11 protein-coding genes and 4 pseudogenes are annotated in these 12,411 nt (G+C 66.1%); 5 read left to right on the forward strand and 10 right to left on the reverse strand.

Annotated features, from left to right (window positions below):
• Positions 1-179 (reverse strand): annotated as a pseudogene (locus AC5JJ1_RS00660) (IS6 family transposase); the annotation flags it as partial.
• A gap of 341 nt (positions 180-520) precedes the next feature.
• Here AC5JJ1_RS00660 and AC5JJ1_RS00665 point away from each other — a divergent pair.
• Positions 521-1,807 (forward strand): glycosyltransferase family 25 protein, encoded by a 1,287-nt coding sequence (locus AC5JJ1_RS00665; protein WP_495783188.1) that lies wholly within the window; start codon positions 521-523, stop codon positions 1,805-1,807.
• A gap of 328 nt (positions 1,808-2,135) precedes the next feature.
• Here AC5JJ1_RS00665 and AC5JJ1_RS00670 read toward each other — a convergent pair whose 3' ends face one another.
• The 7 genes and pseudogenes from AC5JJ1_RS00670 to AC5JJ1_RS00700 all read right to left on the reverse strand — a co-directional run.
• Complete coding sequence (locus AC5JJ1_RS00670) at positions 2,136-2,300, reverse strand: hypothetical protein (protein ID WP_495783189.1); 165 nt, start codon at positions 2,298-2,300, stop codon at positions 2,136-2,138.
• Positions 2,301-3,041: 741 nt separating this feature from the next.
• Positions 3,042-4,025, reverse strand: coding sequence for a Bug family tripartite tricarboxylate transporter substrate binding protein (locus AC5JJ1_RS00675; RefSeq protein ID WP_495783190.1), 984 nt, complete (start codon positions 4,023-4,025; stop codon positions 3,042-3,044).
• A 31-nt stretch (positions 4,026-4,056) separates the two neighbouring features.
• Positions 4,057-5,247: an FAD-dependent oxidoreductase gene (locus AC5JJ1_RS00680; RefSeq protein ID WP_495783191.1), complete on the reverse strand. Its 1,191-nt coding sequence runs from the start codon at positions 5,245-5,247 to the stop codon at positions 4,057-4,059.
• 96 nt (positions 5,248-5,343) lie between these two features.
• A complete protein-coding gene (locus tag AC5JJ1_RS00685) occupies positions 5,344-5,739 on the reverse strand; it encodes a cupin domain-containing protein (RefSeq protein WP_495783192.1) in 396 nt (131 codons plus the stop codon).
• Positions 5,740-6,158: 419 nt separating this feature from the next.
• Positions 6,159-6,383: pseudogene (locus AC5JJ1_RS00690) on the reverse strand (transposase); the annotation flags it as partial.
• A gap of 281 nt (positions 6,384-6,664) precedes the next feature.
• Entirely contained in the window at positions 6,665-7,804 is a 1,140-nt protein-coding gene (locus AC5JJ1_RS00695) for an IS110 family RNA-guided transposase (RefSeq protein WP_495783193.1), read from the reverse strand.
• Positions 7,805-7,870: 66 nt separating this feature from the next.
• Positions 7,871-8,203 (reverse strand): annotated as a pseudogene (locus AC5JJ1_RS00700) (transposase); the annotation flags it as partial.
• Positions 8,204-8,308: 105 nt separating this feature from the next.
• Here AC5JJ1_RS00700 and AC5JJ1_RS00705 point away from each other — a divergent pair.
• From AC5JJ1_RS00705 to AC5JJ1_RS00720, 4 genes and pseudogenes are all read left to right on the forward strand, one after another.
• Entirely contained in the window at positions 8,309-8,500 is a 192-nt protein-coding gene (locus AC5JJ1_RS00705; protein ID WP_495783194.1) for a hypothetical protein, read from the forward strand.
• Between the two features lie 118 nt (positions 8,501-8,618).
• On the forward strand, positions 8,619-9,215 hold the full coding sequence (locus AC5JJ1_RS00710) for a transposase (protein ID WP_495783195.1): 597 nt from the start codon (positions 8,619-8,621) through the stop codon (positions 9,213-9,215).
• 509 nt (positions 9,216-9,724) lie between these two features.
• Positions 9,725-9,886 (forward strand): annotated as a pseudogene (locus tag AC5JJ1_RS00715) (IS110 family transposase); the annotation flags it as partial.
• A gap of 7 nt (positions 9,887-9,893) precedes the next feature.
• A complete protein-coding gene (locus AC5JJ1_RS00720; protein ID WP_495783196.1) occupies positions 9,894-11,654 on the forward strand; it encodes a DUF8728 domain-containing protein in 1,761 nt (586 codons plus the stop codon).
• Here AC5JJ1_RS00720 and AC5JJ1_RS00725 read toward each other — a convergent pair.
• Together AC5JJ1_RS00725 and AC5JJ1_RS00730 are read right to left on the reverse strand one after the other, a co-directional pair.
• On the reverse strand, positions 11,569-11,949 hold the full coding sequence (locus AC5JJ1_RS00725) for an alpha/beta fold hydrolase (RefSeq protein ID WP_495783197.1): 381 nt from the start codon (positions 11,947-11,949) through the stop codon (positions 11,569-11,571). The two genes, AC5JJ1_RS00720 and AC5JJ1_RS00725, sit on opposite strands and share 86 nt — an antisense overlap.
• On the reverse strand, positions 11,888-12,411 hold a 524-nt coding region (locus tag AC5JJ1_RS00730; RefSeq protein WP_495783198.1), incomplete at its 5' end, for an IS6 family transposase. The genes AC5JJ1_RS00730 and AC5JJ1_RS00725, both read right to left, overlap by 62 nt.

The following is a 12,411-nucleotide window of genomic DNA, read 5'->3' on the forward strand; positions in this document are numbered from 1 at the left end:
AAGCCGAATCTCCTGCACCAGGCCCGGATGCTCTCGTGCGTGACGGTAATGCCTCCCTCGGCCAGGATAAGCTCCACCTCGCGCAGGCTCAGGCCGAACACGTGGTACAGCCACACGGCGTAGCTGATGATCTCGGCTGGGAAGCGGTAGCCAGGGTAGGTGGTGGGCTCGGGCATCATCTCGCCATTCTGCCCAAGCCTCTTCGTTACGGTCAGCGACCACGAAGTTGAAAATGCCCCCCGTAGCGTTGCTCTCATAGCCGCGGATGAGCGCCGACTGCGGACCACCCCCTTCACCGACCTTGACGGCAAGCATAGCCACTCATGGCCGCTCTGGGAGGGCCCAAGGTTTGGCGCTATCCAAGTCCCAGTTTTCGGCCCCGAGCCGCCGACGACTGCAGAGCGACGGCAGCGGCGGCCTGATCGACTTCCACGGTCTCGCATGGTTTCATCGTCCACCCGTTATGCGCCTGGGATCAACCGGCCTGCGGAGGAGAGGCGGCAGCGATGCGGGCGAGCCTATGACTTGTCGCGAGCCGGAGGCCCAAGCGGCGCCCGACCCCGCCGGCGACGGCCCGGCGGCGGAGCGTGATGCCCCCGCCCGCGCAGCCCTAGCCGCGCGGGCCGCCGGTCGGCACGTCGAGGCCGCCGAGGCCTGGCGCGCGCTGCTCCGTCGTTTCCCGGAGAACTGGCAGGCGGCACTGGAGCTGAAACGCGACATGGCCGCGGGTGGACGCTACGCCGAGTCCGACCCCTTGTTCCGCCGGGCCGCCCGGTTCCTGCCGGACGAAGAGTGGTTGGCCCACTACGGCGGCATCTACGCCTTCCACGGGGCAGAGTTGGAAGCGCTGCAGGCCCGTGCCCGGCAGATCCTGGCTCGCCGGCCGGATGACGCCGCGGTGCACGCTGTTCTGGGCGATCTCGCGCGCCAGGAGCGGGATCTCGCTGCGGCCGAGGCACATTATACCCATGCCGTCGCCCTCTCCCCGGATCGGGCGGACTACGACACCGGGCTGCGCGTCGTCCGGCGCTATCGGCTCCTGCAGTGCTGGATGGCCGAGCAGCCGCCAGGGGGTGACGAATACGCCATCGCCTTGGTGAACCTAGACCGCAACGGGGAGCGCCGGGCCGAGATGGCGCGGCAACTTCACGCCAGCCACGTGCCTGTGTTCCGAGTGCCCGGTGTCGAGGGCGCACTCCTGCCGCTTGCGGCCGTGAGATCCCTGACCGGGCGTCGCGCCGAGGCCGGGTCACGCGGCACGCTCGGCTGCTTCCTCGGCCACGTCGCGGCGTGGGAGGCGATGCTGGCCCGCGGCCTCGCGCACTGCTTGATCCTCGAGGACGACGTGATCCCGCTCCTTCCCTTGCCGTCCCGTCTCGGCCTGCTCGGCCTACCCGCAGGATGGGATCTCTGCTTCGTCAACGACCGGATGGCGCCGTTGCTGGCCGGAGAGGCGGATGGGTTCCAGACAGTATCGCTGGCCCACGCCGTGCGGACCTTCGCGTTGGACCACAACGCGCCGGGGGCGGACGGCTACCTTCTTAGCACCTCTGGCGCACTTAAGCTGCTGGCTTGGGTGGCGAAAGACGGCTTCGCCGGCGACGTGGACTGGCGACTTCTGGCCTACGGCCTCCCGCTAGACGATGTCGCGTCCTTGCCGCAGGGGAGCCATGCCCGGAAGGTTCTGGGGACGATGACACGACGGTTCGGCCGGGCCGAGCGGCTGCGTGCGCACGTGTTGTGCCCGGCGCTGATCCGGACGGTGCCGGTGAGCAGCGACCGGGAAGATGCGAACCGGGTGGAATGAGGCGGACCGACAGCGTGTTGCACCGGTTGACGGATCGGGCGCATTGAGCCCGACCCAGGTTTCCGGTCATGCGATGCGGACGTACTGGGGTGAGGACACGAAAGTGCGCTCGACTTTGCGCATTTGAGCGGCGCCGGAGCGTCGGCCAGGCGCCACCTCAAGGCGCGTAGCAGGCGGTTGCAATGAGACGCTGCACCTCGGGCCGGATGGGATCCGTCATTTCGGCCTCGCTGGCCGAGGCGACGAGATGCTCGAACCACAGATGGCGCCGCAATCGCGCCAGGGCGTCGGCAAAGGTCGCGGCCGGGCATTGATGCTCCTATAGAGGTCAAGTGGCGATTTGCGCTGGAAAGACGGCTTTGGGGCGACGGCAGAGATAGCCAAAGATGCCGCGTGCGACGAAGCGCTTGAGGCAGCGGATGATCTCCCGCTTGCTCTTGCCCTCAGCGGTGCGGCGCCGGACGTAGTCGAGTGTTGGCTGATGGGTGCGCATACACCATGGCCGGCAACTTCTAGGATGAGATCGCTTTCCTTGATATCGAGAGCTCGCCCTCCTTCGTCTGCCGGTCCGACGGCGACGGCACCGCGAAACACCTTATCCGAACCTTGAAAGAAAACTTTCTCTGGGTGCACACCTTCGAAACCATCAAGGGTCGAAGGCACTGCCCTCGGCCGCTGCGGGTTGCAGGACTTCGTAGCCCGCTACAACGCCACCTGGCTCGTCGCCCGGCACGGCTACCGCATCCCGAACCAAATCCGCACCGAGCAACGCGGCGTTGCTCAGTGTCTGTCCGCCAACCTACCCTTGGCCGCCTGAACAGCGCAGCAGGCTGTCTCAACAGCTGGTCGCGCTACAGAACCATGAGTGCAACTGCGCCGTCACGGGCAAGCGGATCTGGTTGCCGACGTTCTCCCTTCACCTTCGGCTTCGACTGCGACGTCGAGCGCACATCACCCTCGCGCCAGGCTGTCCGCAGGACGTTCAGAAACTCCTCCAGCGTCGGCCGCGTCGGCGCTGCGTGCTCGTAGACCAGCCTTGTAAGCAGACCAGTTCGTCAGCCTGTGTTGCTGGCGTGGAATGTGGTGGCGGCGGTCTGCATTGGCTTTGAATGGTAAGTAGGGCACCCCTTGACGGGATCGGGCATGGCTCTGGCCCTATTTACGCCGGAGATGCCATTCGGCGCATCCATGCACCGAGCTCGCGCGACGGCGCACACAGCCGCCGAGTGTCGGGTTACTCCAGCTTGATCCCCATTGCACGCACGAGCTCGGCCCATTGCAAACTTTCTGCTTCCAGCGTCTGGCGGAACTGCTCTGGCGTCGAGCACACCGGCACGGTACCCAGCCGTTCCAGTGCCGTCCGAAAGGCCATGTTGGCGCAGGCGCTCTGCAGAGTTGCCGCCATCCGCTTCAACGTCGCCTCTGGCACACCTGTCGGCGCCGCGATGCCGTTCCAGGTCTCTGCCCGGAACCCTGTTAAACCTTGCTCCGAAATAGTTGGTACGTTTGGCATTGCTGCCAGACGTTCAGTACCTGCAACACCAAGCACACGGATCGCTGCACCGTCGAGATGGGGTATGATGTCGGAGGGATTGCCGAAATACGCTGCGACGTCGCCGGTAAGCACCGCCTGCATCGCCGGCGCGCCACCGCGATACGGTACGTGCTCCGCTGATGCCTGTGTGCGGTTCAACAGCAACAGCATCGCCAAGTGATTGGACGATCCATTGCCGCCGGAGGAGTAACTGACCTTCCCCGGATTTGTCCGCAGATACGCCAGAAAACTGGCGAGATCATTAATGCCCAGCCGGACTGACACCGCCAGCACCTGCGGATTGGCGCCGATGATGGAGATCGGCGCAAAGTCGCGGATGGGATCATAGGGCACGCGCGTCAGCGCTGGCAGCATAACCATCTGGGACGCGCTCGCGGTGAGCAGCGTGTAACCGTCGGCCCGGCTGCGGGCTACTGCCTCCACCGCGATAGCGCCATTCGCGCCTGTTCGGTTCTCAACCACGACGGGTTGCCCGATGTGTGCACCGAGCCATTCCGCGCTGAGCCGCCCGATGCTGTCGGTCGTACCGCCGGGCGCAAAGGGCACCAGCAAGCGCAAGGGTCGCTCAGGCCAAGCCTGTGCAGCCGTCGGGGTTGCCGTGATGGTAATGATGAGCAGCGCGGCCAGCAACGTGAAAGCCAGAAGGCGAGAACCCGTCGTCACACCGCGGCTCCTTTGGCTGAGCAACGAAACGCTACACGATCTCGGCAGCCCGCCTCAGACTTTTTATCATGGACATGCCGAGCAGGTGTTCGTGCTGCTTGGCGGGATCCGACGCTGCCTCCGCCAGGCGGGCACGGAAGCGCTGATGTGCCACTGGATCGCGCGCTTCCAAATCCTGCTTATTCTGAATGGTCTGGCGCTGGACGTGCTCGACGGTAATGCCACGGCGCTGACGGTCGTAGCGGTCGAGTATTTCCTCGCCCGCCTCGCCGCGAATGACGCGGGCCAGCTTCTCCACGAGGTTAACTGCGTCATGTACACCGCCGTTCAGCCCCATGCCGCCCAGTGGATTGTTGATGTGCGCGGCATCGCCAACCAGCATCAGCCGGCCACGGCGAAAACTGGCTGCGACACGCTGGTGCACGCGGTACAGGGTGGTGTGATGGATAGGATAGTCGTCACGGCCATCCACGATGCGGGAGAAGCGGGCCCGGGCATAGGGCTCGGTCATGGTCTCCTCGTCGGAGGTCTCGGCCTGGACGGGGAACATGGCGCGCCAGACGCCCGGCACGCGTAGCAGGAAGAACCACTCCTCAGGGTCAGCGTAATAGGAAACGTCGGCGAGGTTTGGGATGATCCGCTTGAAATCGAAGGGCGTGGAGAGCACCAAGAAGCGCTCCGGCCAGGTAAAACCATCAAAGGAAATCCCGGCCGCCTTGCGTACCACGCTATGCGCGCCGTCGGCGCCGATCAGATAGCTACCGGCGATGCGTGTGTCGTCTTCAAGGGTGACGTCGACGCTGTCTCCATGATCGGCGCATGCCATAACAGGCGCATTGAAGCGGATGGCGTAGCCGGGCTTGCCCTGCAGCAGAGCATGCAGGATGCGGGTCAGCTTGAACTGTTCACATTGCAGCCGATAGGGGTGGCGGGTAACGTCGGCGAGCAAGCCGAAATCGAACTCCGCGATGATGCTCTGATCGCGCGCCCGGTACTGCACCCGGGGACCGATGATGCCTTGGTTAATCATCTCTTGCGCGGCGCCAAGATCGTCCAGCATATCCAACGTCGGAGCGTGGAAGGTGGAGGCGCGCATCTCGCCAGACAGCGTAGCGCCAGCTTCCAGCACCTGAACGGGGATGCCCTCTCGGGTTAACGCGGCCGCGGCGACCATGCCGACCGGGCCGGCACCAACTATCAGGACAGGCTTCGGTTCGGACATTGGAATAGGATCCATAAGGCGCAGTTGCTAGTGGTCAAAATCAGACGGATGGTACCCGCTTGTTGTCCAGGAACTATGGGCACTGCCAAAGTACCGCTACCCGCCCCCGCACAGCCCCTTCGGCGTCCAGCCGTGCTCGTGTGTCCTGATGACCCATGGCTGGGAAGAGTCGTGCAGGACGAGCGCGAGCGAGCGGCGTTCCGCAGTACCGGTGATGGTCAACCGGTGTGGAATACCTGCCGGGACGATGATCGGCGGATCGCCGGGGCGGCCGATGGATCGGCCCATGGGCGTCTCCATGCACTCCTCCCCTGCGAGCGTATGGATCGCCTCCGCGCCGGGATGGTGATGTACGCCCGTCACCGCGCCGGGCATCATGATGCCTTCCATGTACGCGGCCGTGTAGCTCTTGCCCGCCGTCGTCGGCAGCGGGCCAACCTTGGCGACATGCTCGCCGCCCGGCGCGCGGTAGCCCGCTTCGGCGACGCTCATCAACCACACCTTGCCCAGCGCTTCGACAACTGTCCCACGCGGCCTGCGGGCTGCCTCGGCCAAAGTGCGGCTCGGGTATGCGTCAATGTGCCAGTACAGCAGCCCGGCCGGAAGTTCGCCTAGCGGGTCGGAGACGAGGATGTAGCAGCCCCTTTCCATCTGCCGCTCGGCAACAGGGACACAGCCAGGGGGCCCCCTGCGCGGATCAAGCTGGCCGGACGCCGGGTCGGAGGCCGCCAGCATCCCAAGCAGGCACCCCGCTGCTGTAGCCATTCCAATCCGGTCTGGTCGGAGCTTCTGTGGGTGGGCCGTCATCGCCGCCTCCGTCCTGTTCTGGCGGACCGACACTACAAGAATACGCTGCACCAGTGGGTACCATCCGTCTGGATTTGACCACCAAGGGTGACGGCAAAGTCAATTTTATCGGCGTGGAGCTTGGTGGGCCTACGGCGCGGACGTCCCCTGTGCTTGGCCCGCACGCCCGGTACCGCATCCAGGGTGGGCGCCAGCATATGGCTGTCGTGGCGATTGGCGCCGCTCAGCGTCAGGCCAAGCGGCGTGCCCTGGGCATCCGTGACGAGGTGGCGCTTCGTGCCAGGCTTGCCGCGGTCCGTCGGGTTCGGCCCAACCTCGGCGCCCCCCTTGTATGGGGCTCATGGTGTCAAGCGCGATCTCCTCCTGGCAGCCATGGAAAGCCGGACGAACTCGGGATCGGCCTCGCTGCGTCTGTGCGGCATCTCGCCGCACCACCTTGTATCCGGTCGGCCCATGGTGAGCGCCTGACCAACATCCCACGTGCGTGGGCGAATGCGAGGCCGGGAGAGCGGGACCCATCTTTTTGACGGCACTCTGGCCCTGGGGGGCAGCGGTCCACGCCCATCCCGCTTCGTCACGAGCAGCCCTGTGGCCGCCGCGACGAACCCGTTCAGCTCTTCAGCATGGCGCCCTCCGGCACGGTGCCAGTGGTCACGTAGCGCCACAACGCCACAATCAGCTTCCTGGCCATTGCCACCAGCATGATCCGGCGCATGCGTCCCTTGGCGCCAGCCACGCGCTCATGGAACCACCGCGCGAGCGCACTGCCGGGCTGGTGGCGTAGCCACAGCCAAGCCAGTTCGATCGCGCTTCGCCTCGCTCGCGGGTTGCCCGATTTGGCGATACCCTGGTCCCGCTCGACCCGGCCACTTCGCCAGGGGCTCGGGGCGAGACCGAGGTAGCCGCCCACCTCGCGTCGGTTACGGAAGTTGCGGAAGAACACCTCGTTGCCGAGCACGGCGGCGAAGGTGGTGCCGATACCGCGCAGTCGGGCGAGCCGGGCGGCGTTGCCCCCCTCCGCCTGTGCCACCGCCTTCTGCTCGGCCTCGACCTCGGCGACCATCTCCATCACCTGCCGCAGCCGCCGGCATTCACGGAGCAGCTCAGCCCGCAGGCAGGGCGCGAGTGGCTGGCCATCCGGCGTGCGCAGCGCCTCCAGGCGCGCCTGCCAGTCGCCGCGCGTCGGCTCGAAGTCGCGGATGCCCTGCGTCATCAGCAGGCCCTTGATGCGGCTCGTGTGCTGGCCCCGCTCGACCACCAGGCGGGTGCGCTCGCGCGACCGCCGTCGGGCGTCCTCCTGCGCCGGGCTGGGCACGTGCACGACGCGACAGACCTGCGTCTCGCCACGTTCCAGCGCCATCAGCGTTCGCAGCAAGCCGGCCGCATCGAGGCGATCCGTCTTGGCCCGCCGCGCCCGACGGTCGACCAAGATGCTGGCCGCATCCAACACCCGGTTCTCGATGCCGCGGGCGCATAGCCACCGGTGCAGCCAGAAGCCGTCGTAGCTCGCCTCGAAGCAGCATGCAGCGCGCACCGGTCGGCCCAACTTCTCCTCAGCCTGCGCCCGCTTGCGGTTGATCAGCTCGAGCAGTCCCTCGGCATCACCACCCTCCAGCCGGTGCTGGCTGACCTTGTCGACGACCGGCGAGTGCACGGCCACGAGCCAGGTCGAGCGGCTCAGTTCCAGCGCCACGAACAGCGTCGCCGGAGCCGTGTCCGTCAAGGATGGTGTGGAGGGTATCGCGTCCATGGGGGGCCTCCTGGTCCTGATGTCCGGACCCAAGCCTACCAGCGCTCAACAGTCCGTCGCCCCATAGGATCTTTTGGCGGGCAGGCTGGTGCTGTCCAGCGCCGCCCGGCTCCAGTCCAGGGCGCCCGCGTCCTGCAGTCGCTCCAGCAGCACACGGTGCAGTCCTCTCCAGACCCCGGCGGCATGCCACTCACCCAGCCTTCGCCAGCAGGTCTTGCCGCAGCAGCCCAGTTCGGTCGGCACCTCATGCCACTGGATGCCCGTTCGCAGCACGAACAAGATGCTCGCCAGCGCCGCACGGTCGGGCGCACGCGGCCTGCCACCTCTCGGCTTCGGCCGCTCCCGCGGCAGCAGCGGTTCCACCACCGCCCAGAGGTCATCAGGAACGAGGAGAGCCATCCCTCCTCAACGCCTCCGCCCGGGTTTGTCCTTAGCTTGCTCTGTTGAAACCCTTGGCTCCCTACGGCGATTGCATTGGCTTTCGCCGGAGCCGGGAGGGGACCGATGCGGAGGATGTCGAAGTCGGCGGTGCGGGTTGCCCGCGAGGCCTTGGCGGCGGGCCGGGCAGCCCTGCCGGAGTACGGCAGCCGGTTCTCGCGGCGGGACTACACGCAGGCTCAGCTCTTCGCTCTCCTCGTGCTGCGGCAGTTCCTTCGGACCGACTACCGGGGCGTGGTAACCCTGGTCGCGGAGTGAGCGGAACTGCGCCGTGCCCTCGGCCTCTCGAAGGTGCCGCACTACTCGACGCTGGCCCATGCCTCCCGGCGCATTCTTGCGGACGCCGAGGCCGGGGGCCTTCCGCGACGCTCAGGCCGTGGTGGTCCGGGGTGCCCGCAGGCGCGGCCTGATCGACGCTGCCCCCGTCGCGGCGGTGGACGCGACCGGGCTCGAGACGCGGCACGTGGGCGGCTACTTCGGGATGCGGCGTGGGAGCGAGGGACACCGCCAGCGCGCCTGGCCGAAGCTCACCGCCGTGGTCCATGCCCATTCCCACCTCATTCTTGGCGCGGTGCCGGGCGTCGGCCCAAGCCAGGGCCCGCCGGACTTCACCCCGGCCATGCGGCAGGCTGCCACTCTGGTCCGGATCGACACAGCCCTCGATGACGCGGGCTACGACGCCGAGCACAATCACCGCCTCTGCCGCGAGAACCTCGGTATCAGGCAGACGGTCATCCGCCTCAACCGCCGCAACACGGGCCGCCGCTGGCCCAAAACGCCCTATCGGCGCGCCATGCGGCACCGCTTCCCGAAAACCACCTACAACCAGCGCCCGCACGCCGAGAGCGGCTTCAGCCAGCACAAGCGCCGCCTCGGCTCAGCGCTCACCGCGCGTGGCGATGCCTCCCAAGCCCGCGAACTGATCCTCCGCGTCCTCACCCACAACCTCATGCTCCTCGCCGAGACAGCCTGAGCTTTTCAACAGAGCATCCTTAGCTTTAAGCGGTCCCGCGCCACCCTACACGCGCGAGGAAGCGGCGGCGCATGGCCTGCTGCCAGATGGCTTTGAGTGGATGCCCTTCACCTACTCCGGCGGCTTGGTCTATGCCGCCTGCCGGCGTAGCGGCAGGAATGGGGAATGGCCGCACCCGCACCACGGGCAATGGAGCGCCACGCTGCCGCTGGCGATGTGCGGGGCGGTGATGCGGGCCTATGCGAAGTTAGCAAATTCAAGACGTATTTGAGATCATTCCGTGTATGTGTGGTGCTGATAAGGTGGGCCATCCTTAACGGACCCCACCCATGCCGCTGACCGCTACCCTGGCCTTCACGCTGCACGACCCTGTCGCGCTGATCTTCGCCCTTCTGGAGCTGTGGGCTGCCTCACATGATGGGGTGGACGCCCCCTGCTCTGCGGCATCGGAGTGCCATAGCGTGGTTGGTGCTGAACCTGAACCTGACCACGAGGGAGAGGAGGCATCCATGGAGAGGGCTACCACGGTCGGCCTCGACCTGGCGAAGAGCGTCTTCCAGGTGCATGGCATCGACGCGGCGGGTGGGGTTGTGCTGCGGCGCAAGCTGCGCCGGCCGGAGCTGCTGGAGTTCTTTGCGGCATTGCCGCCCGCGCTGGTCGGCATGGAGGCGCACCACCATGCGTGACTTCCCCACCGGCACTGCGTGCCTCTACACGGCGGCGACGCTTGTTATGATCATCGCTGCGGGGCCGCCTTTCGTGTACCCGCTTGACGATACCTACATCCACCTCGCCATCGGTCGCACGCTCGCAACCACGGGCATCTGGGGCGCGCAGCCTACCGACCCGGCGGCCGCATCCTCCTCGCCGTTGTGGTCGTTGATCCTCGCTGGCGCCTACCTTGTCTGGCCCAAGAGGTGGGCGGACGGGTTTGTCGCTGTTCCCTTGCTGCTGAACCTTGTGGCTGGAGCCGGCGTCCTCGGGCTGTGGTACACCATCCTGGCCGGTGTCCGCCTGCGCGGGCTGTGCATCCTTCTTCTCTGGCTCGCCGTACCACTCGGTACGCTTTCTATGCTCGGTATGGAGCATATCACCCACGTCCTGCTTGCGACCACGCTGGCCTGGGCCGGTGCACGGGCCATTGCAGATGACGTGCCGCGTCAACTCGGCGTAGTGGTGGCGGGGCCGGTGGCACTCGGTGCTGTGGCCGCACTCGCGGTAGCGGTCCGGTACGAGAGCCTGTTTCTGATCACTCCTCTCGCCGCACTCGCTTTGGTTCGCCGTCGTGTGTCCGTCGCGGTTGCACTCAGCGTCGGCAGCGCCATCACCGTTCTCGGTTTCGGTGCGTTGTGGGTAGCGCAGGGTGGTTGGATGCTGCCAAACCCGCTCCTGCTGAAGGGCATCAACCGTGAAGATATTGCCGCAGGCCCTCTATTACGGCTGGCCGGCAACTTGGGCGGCAACTTGCGCCATCAGAGTGGGCCAGCGGTGGTTGCGCTCGCCCTCGGGTTGGCGGGGCTCGTCGCGGCAGACTGGCGACGAGGGCCAGCACGATGGCGCTGGCGGCCCCTGCTCGCGGGGTTGGCACTCTCGGCGACTGGGCTCCAACTGCTGCTCGCCTCGATTGGCTGGCTTTACCGCTACGACGCTTGGCTGATTGCTTTGGACGGCCTGGCAGCAATCCTGCTGCTCGACGCCCTTCTGGCCTGGCGCGACCTGCGGATGTTTGCCGTGGCGCTCGCACTTATCGCGGTTGTGGTTCTACCACGCACAGCGGTGGCCGTTAAGGAGACGATCCAGTCGGTCGACGACCGCCGCCTGGAACATTTGCTGCCGGCAGAGTTCGTGCGCGGCGCCTATGAAGGACACGTTGTCCTCGTGAACGACTTGGGCATGATCGCCTATCTTGGCAGCGTCCGTGCTCTCGACATGTCCGGCCTTGGTAACAACCAGCCTCTTCGCTTGCGAAGGGACCCAGAGAGTTTCGACACCACGACGCTGCGGCGCTGGGTCGAGGCGGAGGGAGCGGTGATCGCCGTCCTCCAGCTCTGCTGGAGCGAGGTCCACCGTCGCTTACCCCCAGAGTGGCCACTTGTTGCAGTGTGGCGAGTGCCGCGCAACGTCCTCTTCGGAGACCACATCGTCGGGTTTCTTGCCATCATGCCGGGCGAGGCTGAACGGCTAAGGGCTGCCCTGGAAGCGTTTCCGCTGCCTTCCTCAGTTAGCGTGCGCTACCAGCCTGATCCGGCCCTTGCGGCCTACATGCGGGCAGAGGACCGGACACACCAGCAGGACCTCGACTGCTGGTATTGGCAGGGGGGCACCATCGTTAGTTCGCCTGTCTTCCAGCGCCTCAGCCTGCGGCAAAACAGAGGATCTCGCTGTACAACCGTTCTGGTGCGTCGACGCGCATGGAATGGCTGGAATCCTCGACAATGACCAGGCGCGAGCTGCGGATGAGCGCGTGGATCTCCTCGGAGAACTCCGGCGGGCAAATCCAATCCAGCCGGCCGCCGAGGACCAGTGTGGGCGCGGCGATGCGTGCAAGCTCCGGCCGGAGATCAAAGCTGCGGAGGAGGCGCTGTTGCACAGACCTGGGGTGCGGGCGCAGGCATTGGCAAGTTGTTGAAGCAGGAGCCGTGCTGGATCGTGCGGCACGATGGAGTGCAGGATCACCGTCCGATCTGGACGCAGGTCTCCTCGCGCCAGACCCGGAATGCCTTGTCGCGGGCACGGCGGTATTGCATGGCGGTCATCAGGTGCCGCCGCGGTCGGAAATGGCCGTAAATCATGGCGTGAGAAGACAGGAACCGCTGCGCCTGCCTCACTGACTTGAAGCGCTGCATCTGGCGTTCTCGGCGCCGAGTTGGCCGGTGGGAATTCTCAGCTCTGTTGCTCAAATAGCGGCTGGTACGGTGCTTGACCTCGGGAAGGAGTTCACGCTGCGCCACACCGTAGCTGCATAGCCCGTCGGTGACGATGCGGCTGGGCTTGAACTTGAGACCAGCAAGCAGGCGCTTGAAGAAGCGTCTGGCCGCGGCGGCGTTCCTCCGCCTTTGCACGAGGATGTCGAGCACGACACCGTGCTGGTCCACTGCGCGCCAGAGGTAATGCAGCACCCCGTTGATCTTCAGGAACACCTGATACTGTCGGCGAATTCCGAAGTCCTTGGATTTGCTCTGGTCTGAGCGGCCGC

Source organism: Belnapia sp. (assembly GCF_059504005.1).

What these genes read in the sequence shown, in the direction of transcription:
- AC5JJ1_RS00665 (WP_495783188.1), top strand. Translation starts at nt 521, where the DNA reads ATGACTTGTCGCGAGCCGGAGGCCCAAGCGGCGCCCGACCCCGCCGGC.
- AC5JJ1_RS00695 (WP_495783193.1), bottom strand. Translation starts at nt 7,804, where the DNA reads ATGGACGCGATACCCTCCACACCATCCTTGACGGACACGGCTCCGGCG.
- AC5JJ1_RS00685 (WP_495783192.1), bottom strand. Translation starts at nt 5,739, where the DNA reads ATGAGCGTCGCCGAAGCGGGCTACCGCGCGCCGGGCGGCGAGCATGTC.
- AC5JJ1_RS00705 (WP_495783194.1), top strand. Translation starts at nt 8,309, where the DNA reads ATGCGGAGGATGTCGAAGTCGGCGGTGCGGGTTGCCCGCGAGGCCTTG.
- AC5JJ1_RS00670 (WP_495783189.1), bottom strand. Translation starts at nt 2,300, where the DNA reads ATGCGCACCCATCAGCCAACACTCGACTACGTCCGGCGCCGCACCGCT.
- AC5JJ1_RS00720 (WP_495783196.1), top strand. Translation starts at nt 9,894, where the DNA reads ATGCGTGACTTCCCCACCGGCACTGCGTGCCTCTACACGGCGGCGACG.
- AC5JJ1_RS00680 (WP_495783191.1), bottom strand. Translation starts at nt 5,247, where the DNA reads ATGTCCGAACCGAAGCCTGTCCTGATAGTTGGTGCCGGCCCGGTCGGC.